The sequence below is a fragment of the Enterobacter sp. MGH 16 genome (assembly GCF_000493175.1).
GTDB classification, from domain to species: domain Bacteria; phylum Pseudomonadota; class Gammaproteobacteria; order Enterobacterales; family Enterobacteriaceae; genus Enterobacter; species Enterobacter roggenkampii.
This window is the reverse complement of sequence record NZ_KI535695.1, coordinates 65,879-85,657: the sequence shown is the minus strand read 5'-3', so window position 1 is coordinate 85,657 and position 19,779 is coordinate 65,879. Positions and strand designations below refer to the sequence as shown.

Genomic DNA, 19,779 nt, shown 5'->3' with positions numbered 1-19,779 from the left:
ATTGAAAATAATATTTCCAAAAAGAAAAAATCACCCTAATAATAGGGTGAGAGAATGCTTACTGTATTTTAATGAGATGTCTTTGCAACATCCTCATTTTGTTCAGGACCATACAACTTCATAAACGCATTAACGGAGGCCTGCGCTTTCATGACAATTTCACTTTCGTCAGGCTGATCCTTTCGTGCTTTTAAAAGCAAGGGTTCAAGGATACCGGCCTGGAGAAGAGAGCGAAAATACTCAGCGGCCAGCACTGGGTCATCTTTTCTTAAAATATTTTGATTCATTAAATCGGTGAAAAGCGCCGATACATTTGAACGAAGTTTTTGCATTCGTTCATAATACAACTCTCCAATTCCCGACCTTCCGGCTTCGGAAATCATTAATCTTTGCAAGTCCACAATATCCGGTGAACAAATATAGCGTAAAAAGGCAACGGCAAATTGCTCGATGACCAGCTGTGGTGATTTTCTGAAAAGGCGCACCTGCCCTGCAGTTTCAATAGTCATGCTCTTAATATACTGTTCTGTTTCAGAAGACATGCATTCTACAAATAGCTCTTCTTTCGAAGAAAAGTGACTGTAAATTGTCGATTTTGAGCCACCCACAATCGCGTTGATCTCAGAGATAGACGTAGCATCAAATCCTTTTTGTCGAAACAGCCCGGATGCAACGTCCAGAATCTGTTGCCGTTTAAGCGCTCTTTTATCCATATGTTTCCTCGGTAGTTTAGGTATTTGGCCGCTCGCCAACACTTTTTGTTATCTGATTTCGGAATCACGTCTGTGAGTAGGGTTCGTAATCGTACCGACGAGTACATTTTTATTTGACGGCGCTCAGAAGTCAAGATATAAATCGTACCGTACTGTACGGTACTGCATTTGGACTACTTGATGAACAGCATGATGAGCGTACTGATGAAAGGTTTTCAGGAGGCACTCCCGAGGTGTCGTATTTCCGGTTCAACCCGGTCCAGGATAGTGATGGGCTGTGTTGTCTTTTCCGCCATCAGCCTGAGCGGATGCGCCATGATCCCCGATCTCGGCACCCCACCGCCTATGAAGACGGTCACACAACTTAAAAGCGATCAGAGTTTCCCACATCAGAACGGCCAGTGGCCGAAAGATGACTGGTGGAAAAAATACGGTGATGAGCAGCTCAACGGACTGATTGATGACGCGCTCAAAAATTCCCCTACGCTTAACATCGCCGACGCTCGCGTGAAGCAAGCGCAGGCGATGACCCAAAGCGCGAGCGGATCGCTTTTCCCCGAGGTCACCGCTAACGCCAGCTTTATGCGGGACAAAATGAGTTACAACTATGTGACGCCTGAAAGCGCAACACCCCAAAACTGGAACAGCTATGGGCGCACCACGCTGGATATGAGCTGGGAAATTGATTTTTGGGGTAAAAACCGCGCGGCGCTCGCGGCTGCAACGTCAGGTGAAATGGCGGCAGTCGCGGAAAAAGCGCAAACAAGACTGGTGCTGTCTTCGTCTGTTGTTACCGTTTACGCGGAGCTGGCGCATTTATACACCGTTCGCGAAACGCTTAACGATACCCTGACGATACGAACCAGTACGCTTGCGTTGTTCCAGCAACGGCATGACGCGGGGCTTGAAGATTTATCCAGCCTTCAACAGGTTGAGACGCGTCAACTCAACGCAAAAGCAAACCTGGTGGCAATAGATGAAGCGATTGCGATCAAAAAACATGCCCTCGCCGCATTGATCGGTGACGGGCCTGACAGGGCGCTGGCCATAACCGCGCCTAAGGCAACGCTTTTAGCGCATGAGGACCTTCCTCCCAATATTGCGTTGGATCTGATTGGTCGCCGTCCCGATATTGTCGCGGCACGTTTACGCGCAGAGGCGGCAGCAGAGAAAATCAAACAGAAAAAAGCCGGTTTTTACCCGAGCGTTAATCTGGTTGCCTTTGCCGGATTCCAGTCATTGGGTATTAACAACCTTACCCGAAGTGGCTCAGCAATTGGCAGCTTTGGCCCGGCAATATCGTTGCCCATATTTAATACGCAACAGCTACAGGGTGATTTGAAATACGCCAGCGGTGAATATGACATTGCGGTGAATGTATATAACGACACGTTAACGAATGCACTTCGTGAAGTGAGCGATGCGCTCACCAGCAGAGCCTCTCTTAAAGACGAGATGCTGTATTCTCAGGCGGCAGTCGCGTCAGCAGAAAAAGCGTATTCGCTTACCAGACAAAGGTATGAAGGAAAAGTTGCTGATTATCTTGACGTCTTATCCTCGGAAGACGAGCTGGTCGCTGCCCGCAGAAAATTAGCCGACGTTAATTCTCGTGCCTTTACGATTGACGTCGCATTAGCGCGCGCATTAGGCGGCGGATATACCTCGAGCAAACAGTGATTATTTAACACCAGGTTAATAACTAAATAGTGGAAAGAAAGGAAATAAAATGAGTCATTCTGCAGCGATTGAAAATCAAAATATTGAATCACCCGATATCAAAAAGAAAAAGAGAAAACGTTTGTTCTCCTGTCTTGCAATGAGTATTGCGCTTGCTGGTGCAGGCTCTTTTGCCTGGTGGGAATTCGTCGGTTCCCGGTATGTTGAAACCGATAACGCCTATACCGATGTCGAATCAGCCCAACTCTCTTCTGCCGTTACCGGTACGGTAAGCGCCATCCTGGTCACGGATTCCCAGGTGGTAAAAAAAGGCGATGTTCTGATCCAGCTGGATCCCACCGACGCGCAGCTAGCCCTTAATCAGGCGGAAGCAGACCTGAACCTGTCCATTCGGCGAGTAAATGGATATAAGGCCACTGATACAAAGCTCGGCGCAGAAGTTGTGGCTAATGAAAAAGAGCAAAAACGCCTGCTGGCCCAGGTTGATGCCGCAAACGCTGACTTCCAGCGCGCGACGGTTGACCTCAAACGACGCGAGGCGCTCATGCAGACAGGCGCGATTTCAGGCGACGAGCTGACGCGCATTCAAAACGTTTATGCTTCCGCTCTGGCAAACCTGAATGCCGCTAAAGCCGCCGTGGCGCAAGCAGATGCTGCAAAACAGGCGGCGGTGGGTGCAAGACAAGCGAATGCCGTTCTGATTGAGAACGCAGATACCGAGACCAACCCTGAAGTTGTCCTTGCCAGAGCGAAGCGCGATCAGGCCAGACTGGATCTGGAAAGAACCGTAATCCGTTCGCCAGTCGATGGCGTGGTTGCTCGTCGCCAGGTCGAGCTTGGGCAACGTGTACAACCTTCCACACCGTTATTGTCCGTGGTGCCAGTACAGCAAATTCACGTCAATGCCAACTTCAAGGAGGTTCAACTCCAGCATGTGAAAGTGGGGCAGAAAGTGGAGCTGGTAAGCGATCTGTATGGCGATAACGTGCTTTTTCATGGAACGGTAGAAGGCTTTGATGGCGGAACCGGCGCAGCGTTTTCAGTTATTCCTGCTCAGAACGCAACGGGTAACTGGATTAAGGTTGTTCAGCGTTTACCCGTACGCATCAAACTCAATGCTGACGAGCTTGCAGCACATCCGCTGCGGGTTGGGCTGTCCATGAAAGCGACAGTTAATTTAAAAAGTGAATAACGGAAACCGGGCTATGTCTACATTCGTTATCGATAACCAGCCTCCTTCGCTGAAGGGCGGTATGTTATGGGTGGGTGCCCTGGTTCTTGCAATGGCGAACTTTTTAGCCGTGCTCAACATGACCATTGCAAACGTCACTCAACCCAATATGGCTGGTGCCCTGGGCGCAGGCACCAGCCAGGGCACCTGGATCATCACGGCCTATGCCGTTGCTGAAGCCATTACGGTACCGCTTTCAGGATGGTTAACCACACGGTTTGGCGGCGTGCGCGTTTTCTCCATTTCCGTGTTCATGTTCGGTATTTTTTCATTGCTTTGTGGCCTTTCCACTTCGCTGGGAATGCTGCTGCTGATGCGAGTTTTTCAGGGCATGGCAGGAGGTCCCCTGATGGCCTTATCACAAACGTTACTGCTGCGTATTTTCCCGAAAGAAAAATCCATGCAGGCGACGGGACTATGGGCAATGACCACGTTGCTGGCGCCCGTTATTGGTCCAGTTCTCGGTGGATGGATTTGCGATCATTACAGCTGGTCGTGGGTGTTTATCATCAACGTTCCAATGGCCATCGCTTTTTCAGTCGTGGCGTGGTCAGTATTGAAAATCTTCGAAGATGAGCTGGTTAATAACGCTATTGATATCGTTGGGTTTGTTTTACTGGTTATCTGGGTTGGCGCACTGCAAATCATGCTGGATGAAGGGAAAGACCTTGACTGGTTTGCCTCAGAAGAAATATGGGTTCTGGCGATTGTGGCCTGCATAGGTTTTTTGAGTTTCTGTATCTGGGAACTGACCGCTGACCATCCGATTGTCGATATCAGCGTGTTTCGCCATCGCGGTTTCTCGGCCAGCATGTTTGTGCTCGCGCTTGCGTTTGGGTGTTTTTTTGGTCTGAATGTCCTCACGCCTTTGTGGCTACAATATAACTTAGGGTATACAACAACATGGGCCGGGATTGTGGTGGCCTGGGGTGGCCTTCTGCAGGTGGTCTTTTCTCCGGTTGCCGCTAACCTTTCCAACAGAATCGATCCGCGCATTCTTATCTTCTTTGGCTGCGCCTGGCTCGGTCTCGATACCTTCTGGCGCGCCTATGCGACGACCGATATGGACTACTGGTCCATCTGTGTCCCCTTGTTATTCATGGGGGTGGGAATGCCGTTGTACTATGTCCCGATTACGGGGCTTGCAATGGGCTCGGTAGATGAAGCGGAAATGCCCTCGGCGGCCGGGTTAATGAACTTTGTTCGAACGTTATCAGGCGCGTTTGCCACATCGCTCGTGACGACGTCATGGCAAGACCAGCGCTATATTGCGCATGACAGGCTGGCGTCCGTCGTTGACCCGACAGGCGATCTTTCACAGTACATCAACTCGGCGCCTCAGCAAGGTGGGCAGTTTGTTAGGGAGCTTTTTGACAAGATGGTTAACAGCCAAAGCATGATGCTTTCTACCAATAATCTGATGATGTCGATAGGCGTCATATTCTTTATCGCTGCTTTTGCTATTGCTTTAGCACCGAAACCCTCTCGCGTTGTTGATGCCGCATCTGTAGGACATTAATCGTTATTCAGCACAGGGATGTGGGCGTCAAATAAAAGAGAAAATTTGATGGATGAAAAACCAGGACTTTCTGTACAGAAAAAGCGGTGCTTAATATCAGAAATATATTTTTCAATATATAAAAAAGTGGACGCTTCCCAGTGGAAGAAGCGTCCTAAATCAGGCAATTATTCAGACACAGATTGAAACCGTTGACTGACGATCTCATCGATAATATCGCATACTCCCTTCTGTTCATTATTTACATTTTCTGCCATCGCCTACCTGTTTCGCCACTCTTTATGGCTGGGTAACCACTCGGTCACAACTTCCGCCACGATGAGTAACCCGGTCTTTTTTGCAGCGGAAAGGTTTAAACTTTTCGTGATATTCTTTCTTTACGCCCCTTAGTTCCTATACTCGAGCCATATTCGCCACTGTATTAACGCCTGTCACGCGCAACACGTTGCGCATGACAGGTGAAGATATTTTGTTCTGGAAAAACGTCTATGTCGAAACTGGATTTGAGGTCCAAAAAAACCTGGGGCGCGCTGGCAGCGATCGCCGTTGTCGCCGGTACGCTGGCATCTGCTTTTGCATGGACGGCGGGCTGGCTTGGGTCACGCACGGTCAGCCAGGCACTGGTGGGTGAAACACCGAAACCCTTCCCGCCGGGTTTTCGCCGCGCGCATGGAAAAGGCATCTGCTTTGCCGGCACCTTTACGCCAAACGGCTCGGCGGATTCCGTTTCAACCTCCCGCCTCTTCTCGCAGCAGGAAGTGCCCGTGGTGGGCCGATTCTCTATTGGTACTGGCGATCCCCATGCCCCGGATAGTACGACCAAAACCCTGAGCATGGCGCTGCTGCTGAAGACAGATGACAAGCAACAATGGCGAATGGCGATGAACAACGAGCCTTTCTTCGCCACGCACAGCCCGGAAGGTTTTCTGGCCTTGCGAAAAGCCACGGCCGTTGATGCGTCCACCGGGAAACCGGATCCGCAGCGTCTCAAAGACTTTTTAAAAGCGTACCCGGAGGCGGAGAAATACCTTAAATGGGCGGCACAAAAACCCGCCCCCGGCAGCTTCGCGGGCGCAACCTTTTACAGCATTAACGCCTTTTACCTTGTGAACGCGCAGGGGGAACGTCAAGCCGTTCGCTGGATGATGCGTCCGCACGAGCCTTTCCTGTCGATAAGCGATGAGCAACGACAAAAAGCCGATGACAACTTCCTGTTCGAAAACCTGCGTCAGCGCCTGGCGCAGAAGCCACTCTACTGGGATTACGTTTTGCAGCTCGCACAGCCGGGCGATCCGGTGGATGACCCTTCCCAGCCATGGCCTGACGATCGCAAAAAGAGGGTGGCCGGTACGCTCGAAGTGACGCGCGTCGAAGCACAATCCACAGGCGCGTGCCGCGACGTTAACTTTGACCCTTCTGTCGTTCCTGCAGGCGTTGCGGTGTCTGACGATCCCATCTTAAACGCCCGCTCCGCTGCCTACTCCCACTCTTTCAGCCGCCGTGAGCGGGAAATCGGCTACGGCAAAGCCACCGAAGCCGTGCAAAAGCAGGAGGTAAAATGAGCTCAAATAAAGATAGGCGAGAGCACGCGCCGCAGCATTTCAATACCCTGGCGCGAAGCCTGCACTGGCTGATGGCGGTGATGATCCTGGCCATGCTGTTCATCGGTGCCGCGATGATGACGTCGTTACATCACCGGATTTGGTTAATCGATCTGCACCGGCCGCTGGGTATCGCCATTTTACTGCTGGCACTGGTTCGTCTGGTCAACCGACTTCTGAGCCGGACGCCCCCACTTCCTGCCGATTTGCCCGTCTGGCAGGTGCTTGCCGCAAAGGCATCACACTGGATGCTATATGGGTTAATGCTGGCAATGCCGCTGCTGGGCTGGGCGCAGCTGTCGGCAGCGGGCCTGCCGATTGTGATGTTTGATGGCGTCAACCTGCCGGCGATTGTCCCGACCAGTCCAGCACTGTATGCCTGGTGTCACGACGCCCACAGCCTTCTGGCAAAATTGCTTTTTGCCGTGGTGCTGGTCCATCTTTCTGCCGCACTGGTTCACGCGTGGATCTACCGGGACGCAGTGTTTGCCAGCATAGCGAAAGGGGCAAGTCGGCGTAAGCCATCCGGGAGGACCTGAAGTAAGGCAAGTGGTAGGGGACACGCACAGTCGGAATGTTCGTGTCCTCCCTTGTCATCATCCTGAAACAACGGACACAACCGGAGCACGTATTTGGTCTCCAGATTCGCGCGTCAAAACGCCACGAACACCCCATAATTGTCGTGGAAGATAATATCCCTCAATTAAAGCGATTATTTTTTAATCAACAGAGCATTTATGCCCGCAATTTTAGCTTTTATCAAAAAGTTAAGTGTCGCTTGGGTATCAAACACTCTGTCACCCAAGCCACTTAACTGATTGATTTCATTGATATCACATCAATAAAAACGATAAAACCCCTGACTTCCCAACAAAATATATCAACTCGTGTGATATCTAAATTATAATTCTTATACTTCTGTTAAAAGGTGGAGGTCAAAATGCGATTAACCCTACTGCTGTTATGCTGTCTGGTACAGAGTGTAACCTGGGCTGGCGACCTGCCAAAACCAGTTGGTAAACCCATTTTAACGATTTCCGGTAATATAGAAAATACCAATGAAAATGGAAAAGCAGTGTTTGATCTCGCCAGCCTTGAAAAACTGGGTGTCGTGAGTTTCGAGACAACCTCCCCCTGGTATAACGGTCGTACGAAGTTTGAGGGTGTCCCCATGAGCAAGCTCATGGATTATGTGGGTGCAAAAGGTACGAACGTGAATGTTATTGCGCTCAATGATTACTCAACCATCATCCCTCTCAGCGACTTTAAAAAATACAACGCCATCCTTGCCTTAAAGGTCAATGGCGAATATATGCGCATCCGCGATAAAGGCCCATCGTTCATTGTATACCCCTATGACAGTCTTCCTGAGTTGAATAATCAGATTTATTACTCACGATCAGCATGGCAGGTAAGCAAAATGAAGATTGAGTAGTCGTTCAGGAGAACATAATGAACAGGATACTGGTTGGTATCATTTTTTCTCTTTTTATCACGACAGGATATATTGCATACCTTGTTTATGATCGTCAGCAAGAATTGCAAAAACTGACTCAATACACTGAGTCCTGGTCCGTGGCACAACTGGTATCAGAGTATTACCGTTTTGAATCATGGCTTGGTCTATACGCAACCGATACCGATGACGTTACGATAGACCAGGTCCGCATGCGTCTCGAAATTATGCTCAGTCAGGGCGATTTAATGAAGGGGGGCGATTTAGGTCGCTACATTGACAGCGATAAAACGCATCAGGAACTCGCTTTACGCTTAGAAAACATACTGGCCTATCTGGATAGCCATCTTGAAAATATGAGCCACCCGGCGTTAAAAGCATACCTGACAAATATGCATGAACTTGATGCACCGCTAAGCCAGCTTTCTGCCACGGCATTAACAAAAGATATTAACACAGTTAACGAATCCAATAAGAAAATACAGATACTGTATTATATCTACTCGGCACTTTCATTGCTCCTGGTGATTTTAAGCTTTATTCTCGGCTTCTTAATGATCTACCAGAATAAAAATATTCTGAAAGCACACATGCAGGTTAAGAGCCTGGCTGACGAGCTTCAAATATCAAAAGAAAAGCTGCAAATTCAGAACTCGAAGCTGGAGTATGATGTTTATCATGACTCCCTCACCGGCATGAAAAACCGCCTTTTCTTCTGGGACGATCTCAACAAAATTAATCTTCAGGCAGATAAAAACCACGTCCCCGTCACCGTAATGTTATTTGATTTAGACCGTTTCAAAGAGGTCAACGATACCTATGGCCATGATACGGGAGATTTGCTGCTGAATCAGGTGTCCCGACGGCTGACCTCGATGAGCAGCGCAACGGATACGTTTTACCGTTTGGGCGGCGATGAATTCGCCCTTCTCTCCAGCGGACTCACGGAAACCGCCGCCGTTTCGCGCGCCAAAGAAATCAGCGATCATATCAGCCAGCCCTATACGATTAATAACCAGCTGATAAAAATTGCCACCTGCGTGGGTATCGTTTTATCTGATAATGAACGACGCTCTGATTACCTTTATAAATTTGCCGATCTGGCGCTCTACGAGGCAAAAAAAGAAGGTTCGCAGCAGATCAAGGTCTTCCGGCAGTGGATGCTGCAAAGACTGCAGGAAAGCAGAACCCTTGAACATGATATGGCTCTGGCGATCGATCACAATGAATTCGTTGTCTATTACCAGCCTATTGTCGATTCATTCAGCAATGAAATTTACGGCTATGAAGCGCTTATTCGCTGGATACACCCGGTGAAAGGGATACTCGCGCCAGATTATTTTATTTCCGTCGCTGAAAAAACGGGGATGATCAATGAGATCGGCAAGTCGGTGCTTGAGATGGCCTGCCGGGAAGCGGTGTCCTGGGCGGTGCCGGCCAGGATCTCGGTGAACGTCTCCCCCGTTCAGCTAGGCACGAAATCGTTTACCGCGATGGTGCAGTCCATCCTGAAAGAGACAGGGCTACCGGCCAGCCGACTTGAGCTAGAGGTAACAGAGTCTTCGCTCTTCAGTGACAGCAACATGCCGATCACTATTCTCAAAAAGCTCCGGGCACTGGGCGTAAAAATTTCCATCGATGATTTCGGAACGGGATATTCCTCGCTTTCACGACTGAGTGAACTGAATTTTGATAAAATTAAGATAGATAAATCTTTTGTGAATCCGATATCCACGCAGGATGATGCCCTTAATATCGTTAAATTGATTACCGGCATGGCGAAGAGCCTCAACATGCGGGTCATCGCAGAGGGTGTTGAAACTGAAGCGCAGCTTGAACGGCTTCAGGCACTTGGCTGCGATCTCGTGCAGGGATACCTGTTCGGAAAGCCCCAGGCTGAGATTGACAGGAAGATTAGATACGGTTGAAATGGTTGTCCGGTTGTTTCTGGCCCAAAATCACGTAGACGGTTGATAATCAAAGGTTAAATAATGAAAAAAACAGCCCCGGAGTATACGCCTGTTGATTTATCTCGTTGGCCAAGGAAGGAGCATTTTGAAGTCTTCCAGTCATTTGCTGAATGCACAATTAACCAAACCGTTCTCATCGACATTACCGCGCTGCGAAAACATATCAAAGCGGTGGGCTGGAAGTTTTACCCGACGATCATTTTTCTCCTGTCTAACATCATGAACCGGCATCCTGAGTTCCGTATGGCCATGAAGGACAATGAGCTTGTCATATGGAATGAAGTTCATCCCAGCTACACCATTTTCCACCCCGAAACGGAGACCTTTTCGTCATTGTGGAGCCATTATGACGGCAATATTCATCACTTCCAGAACACGTATGCAGAAGATACGGCCCGCTATGGAAATAGTCTTTCCTACTGGCCTAAGGAAGAGTCCCGGGAAAACGTCTTTTTTGTGTCGTCTATTCCGTGGGTAACGTTTACCAACTTTAATATGAACATTGCGCACATGAAGAACTTCTTTTCGCCTATGTTCACGTTTGGAAAATACTACGAGCAGGATGGAAAAGTGCTGCTGCCGCTCGCAGTGCAGGTGCATCATTCGGTGTGCGATGGCTTCCATGTGGCAAGGATGTTTAATGAGTTGCAGGAGATGTGTGATGGTTTGCCAGGGCTGAAGGAAGAATGAAATGGCTAATGCACTAAAATATTTTGATAGGTAGCTGGCAGCAAGGGATACTGTTATAACGGCTGTCCGAAATGCATGTGCTACCCTATGTTCTCAGTTTTATTACGATTCGAGGGAAGGAATTGGATATCTATACAGGTGGTAATCGCTTTTCTGGCTATTTCCTGACAATGGCCTCATTAGAAGTGAATCAACTAATGAATACAGCGCTCGCTGTATCGGGATTTCATATTAAAGATGCTCTGACACGCATGCGTTTTCAGGACAATGTGCGTGATTTTGGAAAATATCAACTGGCAACCATTAGGAATGGCGCGACGGAACAGGAATGTCAGCTGTGTATCCAGAATATTCGCGAGGAAAATAATAATCTGAAGATTCAGGACAGAATGCTCAGAACAGGTGAGTCTGTTCTCACGGCATCAGTCAGGATCTATGAAGAGAATGGTAAATACTTTGGTTATGCCATCGATTTTATCGGTGTAGTCATTTCCGGTTTGCAGGTTGCAGGCGGTATTGGAGTTATTGCCTCATCCGTTCCGGTCGGAAATATGCTTGGGATCATAGCTGGCGCAACGCTGGTACTTAATGGCGTATCTTCAGCAGCAGAGAGTGTCCAGAAGTTGGCGGGAAAGGCGTCACCCATCAATTTTATGCGTGATGGCTTTGAAGGTTCGGCAGAATTTCTGGGCTTTGACCGCAAAGTGGGTTTACTTGCTTATCAGATGGTAGATCTAAGTACGTCCTATTATGGCATGTTCAAACTCACTCTGAAGCCCGATGCCTGGCGTCTGTACCGTTATCTCGCCCCGGACTTCATGAGACAGGTAAACACCATGAGTCGGACGGCTCTGGCGATTAAGGGCGCCGGAGCAACGTTGAAAGGCGCCAAAATTGGGCACACTCTTTACCAGTTGCAGAGTAACGAAAGAACGCAGTGAGCCCGCTACCGGCCTTTCATAATCTTATGCGCTTTCCATGAAAGGCCTAGCGGTATGAGATACCAGACTGCAATAACGCCAAAAGCTGCAACAGGTAGGTAATATACCAGCATAGAGGGGGTATAAAAGACGGGAAGGAAAATCAGCGGTGCCAGGATAAGCATCAGACAAATCACTCCACCATAAAAACGCTTACTTAGATCATCCACTAATGTTGAAAGCGTTTCGCCAGCATTTTCATTCCTGCTCAATACCTCTTTCAGACGAGATAATTGCTTACGCGAAAAACCACTATCTAGTAGATCTTTTTCCGTCAGTTCACTGGCCACTTGCTCGCCTATCTTCATGATTGGTATGTTCATACAAGGATACTCTTAAGGTGAGCTTTTTTAAACACTAACCTTTCTAACGAACTTCCTGAGATAGCAGGCAGGTTAAAATAAACCCGCATTATCTGTAAGATTATAGGCTTTCGTTCTGGATTTCACTTCATCTCTCTGGTGTACATTAAGCTTCAATGTGGGCATCACTCTCGACCTTTGACCTGCCCCCAGGATTAGATACAATCTTCAGTTGTTAAAGCCAGTTAGCTTTCCTTCATAGATTTGATTTCAAATACGTTAATCAAAAATAAATAAATGTATCAAAGATGTTAAAAAACAATAAAAAATCACCTGTCGTGTTTTTTTTCTTCGTAGATATATTGTTTTACCACATTGAAAAATTCCCAATACAAAACTTACCCACGTCAAAATCAGAATATTAAACCATATCAAAACAACCAACTGGTGTTTTTAACCAAAAAAAACTAGTTAATAGCCAACCTATCTTAGTGGTAGGTAAAATTTGATATTAAAGTATTTATCTTTGTAAGATCCCCTTAATAACTTATGAAGCATGATCAAAAAACATTATCGTGCCATTTAAAAACAACCATTACTTTAAGGGTGTAAATAAAAATGCACCGAGCAAACGATTTTCACAGATTTATATTTACGTTAAACCGCAACCACTAAATAAATTATCACATTGATTTTCATAAACCATACAAATACACATCGCTTCAATAACCCCTCGAGATAATCATGTCTAATACAATATCAAAATTCATCCTGCCGGGATTGTGCCTGTTATTTTCCTGTGGGGTCAATGCCACCGGGATGGTACCGGAATCATCGGTGGTCATTATCGAAGAGCAAAACGGTGAAGGCACGATGAATGTCACCAACACCGACAGCTTCCCGATGCTTCTCACTACCACTGTTCAGGGTATCAGTCAGGATAACGAAACGTTGCTGCTGGTCTCTCCTCCGGCCATTCGCGTTGATGCCGGTAAGACGCAGAAAGTGCGCTTTGTGCTTGCCTCCAGGCAACCGCTGAAAACGGAGCGCCTACGCCGGGTCATTTTTAGCGGCATTCCGCCACAGAACAAAGGCAAAAACGAAGTCCGAATGAGCGTCAGCCAAAATCTGCCGGTGCTGATTCGCCCTGCGGGGTTGCCGAAAGATGAAGCGCCATGGAAACGTCTGAGCTGGAAAGTGGAGGGCGGTAAGCTGATGGTGAGCAACGATTCACAGTATGTCGTCCGACTGGCGCAGGCCGTCAAAGCCTTGCCGGAAGGTACCGATCTGACCCTGCCGCAAAGCTACATATTGCCCGGAGAACATCTCACACTGACCCCTTCTGCGGGTAAAACGTTGGGCAACCCGAACCAGGTTCAGATTTCACCTGCCACAACCTGGGGCTACTCCGTGGATACCTATTTAGCCTCCGTAGCGCACTGATTCTCTTCGGGGCAAGGATAACCGACAGGCTTCGCAGAGCGTGTCGGACTTCGCACCTTCAGCCACAGCAGTTGAAGGATCATCAAAAAAGGAAAGTGGTATGAAAACAGTTTTTTATAAAACGCTAATTGCCGCAGCGCTGGCCGTTTCTGCCAGCCAGGCCATGGCTGCCGGGGACAGTCTTGATGTGAAGGTTATCGGGCAAATCGTACCCTCAGCCTGTACCGTCGCGGTTAGCGGCGGTGCGGTCTTTGATTACGGCACCATCAAAGCAGAAACCCTGGCAACGGACGACTACACGATGTTGGGGGTCAAAACCGCCGACCTCAGCGTGACCTGTGAAGCGCCAACCAAAGTGGCTTTACTGACCACCGATATGCGGGCAGAGAGCGTAGCTGCTATCTCAGGGAAAAAATGGGCTGCAAACGGGGGCACGGTTGACGCTTCGGGCGTGGCTTCTGGCTTGGGATTGGGCGATGCTAACGGTGCTCATATCGGGGCCTGGGCTATGTGGATGGAGCCCACAACGGTAAAAGCAGATGGCAATAGCGTAACACCAATTACAACAACTACTCCTGCTATAAGCGGCGACTGGCAAACGCCTACAACAGGCACATTCTGGCTGGCGCAAACAGGGCAATACAAATCCTGGGCCGCCCCGGGCACGCTGACGCCAGTTGCGCTGACCACCCTGACCGGCACCCTTTCAGTACAGGCGGCGATCAATAAAGGTTCTGAGCTGGATTTGACCCAATCCATCACCCTCGATGGCCTCGCCAACATTCAAATCTATTACATCTGATTTCTGGCCAGCCATGGCCCCGGGAAGGAATATTGCAATGAAAAAAGTACATACGCTGACTGCCGCAACGCTGCTGGCGATGGCCTCCTGCCAGGCCTTCGCCGCTGACGATAATGTTGACATTGTCGTCACCGGGGAAATTATTCCCCCGGCCTGCGTCCCGACCCTGGCCGGCGGGGCGACCTTTGACTACGGCACCATCGCTGCCGCCAGGCTTGCGAAGGATGATTTCACCATCCTCGCGGAGAAATCCTTAACGTTTTCCGTCGTCTGCTCTTCTCCGACCAAAGTCGCCTTCAAAACCACCGATGCCCGTACCGACTCGGTCGTCGTGCCTGCTGGAAAAAAATTTGGCAATATCGCGGCCGAGAGTCTGAACCTGCTGGGCCTGGGCCAGAGCGGTACTGCTAATATTGGCTCTTACGAAATGAACGTCTCCAATCAGGGACTCGTCGTTGACGGAGCGGGCGGCTATGTGGGTATCCGCTCCGCCGACAACGGCAGCAGCTGGGCGATCGGGCCGATCAATTGCCTGTGGTTTGACCCGCAATACACCACGGCGGTTGCGAAATCTGGCACCACCACTCCTGTCGCTTTTACCACGTTAACGGGCACCCTGAAAGCGATTGCCGCGCTAAACAAAGGTTCTGAACTGGACCTTACTACCACCACCGATCTGGATGGTCTGGCCACGATCCAACTGGTTTATCTCTGATACGAACGATGACCTTCTTCCCTCAATCATTGCGGGAAGAAGGGCCGCTCGCTGCAATCACTCTTTAAGACAAGGAATTTCGATGAAACACACAGCCTGTAAAACGCTCATCGCTGTGGCCCTCGCCTTAACCGCGAATCAGGCCATGGCCGCCGGGGACAGTATCGATGTAAAAGTGATCGGCAAGATTGTCCCATCGGCCTGTACCGTCGCGGTCAGCGGCGGCGCCGTCTTTGATTACGGCACCATCAAAGCAGAAACCCTGGCAACGGACGACTACACGATGCTGGGGGTGAAAACCGCCAACCTCAGCGTAAGCTGTGAAGCCCCCACCCAAGTGGCTCTCACCGTCAGCGATATGCGGGCAGACAGCGTAGCTGCTCTCACAGGGAAAAAATGGGCCGCAAATGGGGGCACGGTTGACGCTTCGGGTGTGACTTCTGGCTTGGGATTGGGCGATTCTAACGGCGCTCATATCGGGGCCTGGGCCATGTGGATGGAGCCCGGATCGGTAAAAGCAGATGGCAATACCGTAACAACTATTGTGGCAAGCAAACCCACTATCACCGGTGACTGGGAAGCGCCTTCATCAGGCACATTCTGGCTGGCGCAAACAATTTACTACAGATCCTGGGCCGCCCCGGGCACGCTGACGCCAGTTGCGCTGACCACCCTGACCGGCACCCTTTCAGTACAGGCGGCGATCAATAAAGGTTCTGAGCTGGATTTGACCCAATCCATCACCCTCGATGGCCTCGCCAACATTCAAATCTATTACATCTGATTTTGGCGCTCAATCACCTCTGTTAAGGGAGATAACAATGAAGTCTATTCTGAAAATGACCGCCGTCGCACTGCTTGCCCTTACCTGTGGCCAGGTTATGGCAGCGGATGACAACCTGGATATAAAAGTCATTGGCGAGATTATTCCTCCAGCCTGTGTGCCCACCATTACTGGCGGAGCCACCTTTGATTTCGGCACGATGCCCGCAGCAAGAGTTAAAAAGGATGATTTCACCTTACTTCCTGAAAAATCATTAGTATTTTCAGTCACCTGTAGTTCTCCAACTAAAGTCGCTTTCACAACCGTGGATGCCAGAGCAGACTCTGTGGTTGTCCCGACAGGTAAAATCGTGGGCCGCGTCCCTGCAGAAAATTTAAATCTTCTGGGGCTGGGGCTAACCGGTTCGACAGGAATCGGCGCCTATGAAATGAACGTGTCCAATCTGGGTCTCTCCGTTGATGGTGCGGGAGGCTATGTTGGCATTCGCTCTGCTGATAATGGCAGCAATTGGGAACTCGGGCCGATCAGTTGCCTGTGGTTTGACCCGCAATACACTACGTCTGTGGCGCTCTCTGGTACCACCACGCCTGTGGCCTTCACCACCCTTACCGGAAATCTCAATATCGCTGCCGCACTGAACAAAGGTTCGGCTCTCGATTTAACCAGCGAGATCGATCTGGATGGTCTGGCAACCATTCAACTGGTTTACCTTTAGCAGTCCGGCCCCGTCAGGGGCCGGTTTTCACCAAGGATGCAATTCCTTACGGAGTTTCTGTGCCTGCCAACATACAACTTTCCTCACTTCACCTTCGCGGGCGGAGCGGTTCCATACACCGTAAAACAGTGCTGGCAGTATTACTTCCTTCCCTGTTAATGGCTCAGGGTATCGGCTTTGCATTTGCTGATGACGTCATATTTGATACGGGAGCATTGAAAACCCAGGGGCTTGACGCCGGGCTTGCCACACGTTTTCAGCGCGGAGATGTGTTCCCACCGGGCACCAGCGTGGTTGCGCTTAAGGTTAACGACAAGGAAAGAGGACGGTTGGCTGTTCGTTTTAATGAGGACGGTCATCTCTGCCCGGATCTCGCTTTGCTTCGTCAGGCCGGTCTGAAAGTGCCTGCTGCCGTCCCGAATGAAATCGGAAGCGAACCCCTCGCTTCCTGCGTGGATTTGAGCCAGACCTGGCCACAGTTTACCGTACAGGCCGAACCGGCTGACGCCCGACTGACGCTTGTTGTGCCACAGGAAGCCCTAGATCCCGCAGCGGATGCGACGCAATGGCAACACGACGGTGCCGCCGCACTGCTGAACTACAGCACTCAATACATGGGCAGCCAGAGCCAGAACAGTCGAATGAACTACTGGCAGGTACAAACCGAAGCCGGGTTCAACGCCGGTGATTGGGTCGTGCGCAGCAATCAAAGCGTTTACCGTTACGGGGATGAAACCAAAACGGATTATCAAAACGCATATCTACAGCGCACCTTCCCTGCTCTTAAAAGCACCCTTCAGGCGGGACAGGTGCCGCTCAACGGCGGGCTGTTCGGCATTGGCCAGGTCATCGGATTTCAAATGACACCAGAGCAGGCGCTGTATCCGAAAAGCGGCGTGGCGGTAGTATCTGGCATTGCCGATACCACTTCTGTGGTTGAAGTCCGTCAACTGGGTGTCCCGATTTACCACACCACGGTTCCGGCAGGCCCGTTTAAACTGAGCGGATTTTCACTGCTCAACACCCGCACGGACCTGACCGTCAACGTTAACGGCACCGATGGCAGTAAACGAAGCTTTGTCGTCCCCGCTTCGGCTTATGCACGTGATGGCATGATGGTGACACCGGGCGTGACCTGGGGTGTGGGCGGCTACGACCAGAAAGGTGTAAACAGCCGGCCAATGGTCGCAGTCGCCTCTAAAGGTTTTCAGTTATCAGAACGCTCAGCGCTATTGGCTGGTGGGATGTGGGCTGAGAATTATCAGGCTGTGAGCACGTCATTAAGCTCCACTTTTCTTTGGCGAACCAGCGCCATACTGCAAAGTACCTTAGCCCGTGCATCGTCTCGTGATAATAAAGGGGCGCAAACATCGCTCAACATTAACCAGCCGATTAGTGAGAACCTCTCTCTGACGCTTAACGCCTCTCATCAGGATAACGGATACCGTGAATTCAGTGAGGCACAACTGCATGAAAGCGATCACTACGTCCGCAATAAAAATCAGTATGGCGCTGGAATCACCTGGACTCAGGACTGGCTAGGTAGCCTTAGTTTCTCGGCCGGACGCAGCACCCGAACTCAGGGCGATGACACGACCTGGACGCAGCTGAGCTGGGGACGCCAGTTCAGTCGTGCCACCCTAAACGTCAACGCCTCCCGCAATGAAAGCGGGAGTTACTACGGTCGCGACGATCGCGTGTACGTCACACTGCAATTCCCGCTGGGTAATCAGAGTTCTGTGCGATCTTTTGTCAGCCACAGCCGCGACGGCTACCGCTACGGCAGCCAGTTCTCTCAGCGCTTAAGCCAGGATCGTAACTGGAGCCTTGCTGTCAGCCGGGATGAGGATCGCCAGCAAAATTCAGCCACCGGTACCTTCAGTGCCGTGTCTCGCTGGAGCAACCTCAACGGCAGCCTATCTGCTGATTCCGATAACTCACGTAGCCTGAGCATGCAAGCCATCGGAAGCATCGTCGCACACGGCCATGGAGTCACCCTCGCGCCCTATCAGGTTCGAGATACATTTGGCATTGCACAAGTCGGGAACAAATCCGGCGTGAGATTGGAAACCCCCGCTGGACCGGTCTGGACGGACAATAATGGCTACGCGGTCATTCCTTCCCTCACCGGCTGGAATAAAGCAATGGTGGAAGTTGACACCCGCAGCCTCGGTAAGCGCGCGGACGTGATGAACGGCACACAGGAAGTCGCTCCTGCGCGTGGCTCAGTGAGCAAGGTAAGTTTTGATACCGTTTCGACGCGCCGCGTGCTGGTCAACGTGCGCAATTCCGGTGGAAGCCGCCTGCCGTCAGGTGCGTCTGTTTATGATCGCTCGGGCACCTTTATTACGGTGGTTGATGATGACGGCAATATTTTCCTGCCTGACGCCAAACCGGGAATGGTGGTCATCATTGATTTGAAAACAAAAGAGTGCAGCGTCGCACTGAACAACCTTCCTGAAGAACCGGGCGATGCAGCAGGCTTGTATGAAACCCTAAATGGCGAATGCCTCCAGACAGGAAAAAAAGGATGAAAAATAACGGATACCGCAGCATGATAAGTCTCATATTCGTCCCGGCCAAGAAAACGGGAGTCATTCTGGCAGCAATCCTGGCATTGCAACCGGCGCATGGGGAAGACATTCAGGGTTATCCACAGCCTAAATTACCTGTCTGTGCCGTTAGCGCAGGCAGTGGACATCTCGACTTTGGCAAAAGCAGCCGTGGGCAACTGCAAGATAGAAGTGGCGTGCTGAGCGCGGGAAGCAAAACCATCACTCTCAATGCTGACTGCACTCTAAGTCGGGCAATGCGGCTACGCATAAACGGGCTCGCGCGGGGAACGGCATTTAGCTGGGGACACACAGACAGTTTTCTAAAGATCTCTATCCGACAGGCGTTACTGGACGGCAACCCAGTACAACTTCAAAGGATGAGTCGCAATGGCGCACTCTCTGGAGGGGACAGCGATCAGCTCTCGCTCCTTCCTGGCGATATCTTCCAGCCAGTGCGAAGTAGCCAACCCGTAAGCGGAAAGCACCTGACGGCAACACTGGAAATTGAACCAATTATAGGTGATAAAGACAGTCGCCCGGTTCAACAAGCACTTTCCGAGATATCGCTTAATATTGCTTTGCTGCCTTAACTGTTTCGCTGGCAACAAAGATGGGCTTACAGGCAC

Annotated in this window: 18 protein-coding genes; 16 read left to right on the top strand and 2 right to left on the bottom strand. The window is 50.2% G+C overall.

The annotated features are described in order from the left end of the window. Window positions 1-68: 68 nt before the first annotated feature. Window positions 69-713, bottom strand: a complete 645-nt coding sequence (locus L362_RS22265; protein WP_023343460.1) for a TetR/AcrR family transcriptional regulator — start codon at window positions 711-713, stop codon at window positions 69-71. Window positions 714-917: 204 nt separating this feature from the next. On the opposite strand from L362_RS22265, the gene L362_RS22270 reads away from it, so the two are divergent. The 9 genes from L362_RS22270 (at window position 918) to L362_RS22310 (ending at window position 11,798) form a co-directional block, all read left to right on the top strand. Further along, a complete protein-coding gene (locus L362_RS22270; protein WP_175441102.1) occupies window positions 918-2,390 on the top strand; it encodes an efflux transporter outer membrane subunit in 1,473 nt (490 codons plus the stop codon). 49 nt (window positions 2,391-2,439) lie between these two features. Continuing rightward, window positions 2,440-3,582: an HlyD/EmrA/EmrK family protein gene (locus L362_RS22275; protein WP_023343458.1), complete on the top strand. Its 1,143-nt coding sequence runs from the start codon at window positions 2,440-2,442 to the stop codon at window positions 3,580-3,582. A 13-nt stretch (window positions 3,583-3,595) separates the two neighbouring features. Then, window positions 3,596-5,140, top strand: coding sequence for a DHA2 family efflux MFS transporter permease subunit (locus L362_RS22280; RefSeq protein WP_023326755.1), 1,545 nt, complete (start codon window positions 3,596-3,598; stop codon window positions 5,138-5,140). Window positions 5,141-5,628: 488 nt separating this feature from the next. Beyond that, entirely contained in the window at window positions 5,629-6,702 is a 1,074-nt protein-coding gene (locus L362_RS22285; RefSeq protein WP_023343457.1) for a catalase family peroxidase, read from the top strand. Beyond that, entirely contained in the window at window positions 6,699-7,280 is a 582-nt protein-coding gene (locus L362_RS22290; RefSeq protein WP_023343456.1) for a cytochrome b, read from the top strand. The genes L362_RS22285 and L362_RS22290 overlap by 4 nt, the downstream gene beginning before the upstream one ends. Before the next feature lie 401 nt (window positions 7,281-7,681). Next, window positions 7,682-8,176 (top strand): putative pterin-binding protein, encoded by a 495-nt coding sequence (locus L362_RS22295; protein ID WP_008503255.1) that lies wholly within the window; start codon window positions 7,682-7,684, stop codon window positions 8,174-8,176. Window positions 8,177-8,193: 17 nt separating this feature from the next. Beyond that, on the top strand, window positions 8,194-10,125 hold the full coding sequence (locus L362_RS22300; protein WP_023343455.1) for a putative bifunctional diguanylate cyclase/phosphodiesterase: 1,932 nt from the start codon (window positions 8,194-8,196) through the stop codon (window positions 10,123-10,125). Window positions 10,126-10,188: 63 nt separating this feature from the next. Further along, window positions 10,189-10,857 carry a type A chloramphenicol O-acetyltransferase gene (gene catA, locus L362_RS22305; protein WP_023343454.1) on the top strand — a complete coding sequence of 223 codons (669 nt, stop codon included), beginning with the start codon at window positions 10,189-10,191 and terminating at the stop codon, window positions 10,855-10,857. A 122-nt stretch (window positions 10,858-10,979) separates the two neighbouring features. Continuing rightward, a complete protein-coding gene (locus tag L362_RS22310) occupies window positions 10,980-11,798 on the top strand; it encodes a DUF4225 domain-containing protein (protein WP_023343453.1) in 819 nt (272 codons plus the stop codon). 5 nt (window positions 11,799-11,803) lie between these two features. On the opposite strand, the gene L362_RS22315 is transcribed toward L362_RS22310, so the two are convergent. Next, entirely contained in the window at window positions 11,804-12,160 is a 357-nt protein-coding gene (locus L362_RS22315) for a hypothetical protein (protein ID WP_023343452.1), read from the bottom strand. A 723-nt stretch (window positions 12,161-12,883) separates the two neighbouring features. Here L362_RS22315 and L362_RS22320 point away from each other — a divergent pair. The 7 genes from L362_RS22320 to L362_RS22350 all read left to right on the top strand — a co-directional run bounded on the left by L362_RS22320 (window position 12,884) and on the right by L362_RS22350 (window position 19,743). Further along, window positions 12,884-13,582, top strand: coding sequence for a fimbria/pilus chaperone family protein (locus tag L362_RS22320; RefSeq protein ID WP_023343451.1), 699 nt, complete (start codon window positions 12,884-12,886; stop codon window positions 13,580-13,582). A 100-nt stretch (window positions 13,583-13,682) separates the two neighbouring features. Further along, a complete protein-coding gene (locus L362_RS22325) occupies window positions 13,683-14,384 on the top strand; it encodes a DUF1120 domain-containing protein (RefSeq protein WP_023343450.1) in 702 nt (233 codons plus the stop codon). Between the two features lie 37 nt (window positions 14,385-14,421). Continuing rightward, window positions 14,422-15,099, top strand: a complete 678-nt coding sequence (locus L362_RS22330; protein WP_023343449.1) for a DUF1120 domain-containing protein — start codon at window positions 14,422-14,424, stop codon at window positions 15,097-15,099. An 82-nt stretch (window positions 15,100-15,181) separates the two neighbouring features. After that, window positions 15,182-15,883, top strand: a complete 702-nt coding sequence (locus tag L362_RS22335) for a DUF1120 domain-containing protein (protein WP_023343448.1) — start codon at window positions 15,182-15,184, stop codon at window positions 15,881-15,883. Window positions 15,884-15,920: 37 nt separating this feature from the next. After that, a complete protein-coding gene (locus L362_RS22340) occupies window positions 15,921-16,598 on the top strand; it encodes a DUF1120 domain-containing protein (protein WP_023343447.1) in 678 nt (225 codons plus the stop codon). A gap of 59 nt (window positions 16,599-16,657) precedes the next feature. Then, window positions 16,658-19,132: a fimbria/pilus outer membrane usher protein gene (locus tag L362_RS22345; protein ID WP_023343446.1), complete on the top strand. Its 2,475-nt coding sequence runs from the start codon at window positions 16,658-16,660 to the stop codon at window positions 19,130-19,132. Continuing rightward, window positions 19,129-19,743 (top strand): hypothetical protein, encoded by a 615-nt coding sequence (locus tag L362_RS22350; protein ID WP_023343445.1) that lies wholly within the window; start codon window positions 19,129-19,131, stop codon window positions 19,741-19,743. The genes L362_RS22345 and L362_RS22350 overlap by 4 nt, the downstream gene beginning before the upstream one ends. The last annotated feature ends 36 nt before the right edge of the window (window positions 19,744-19,779 follow it).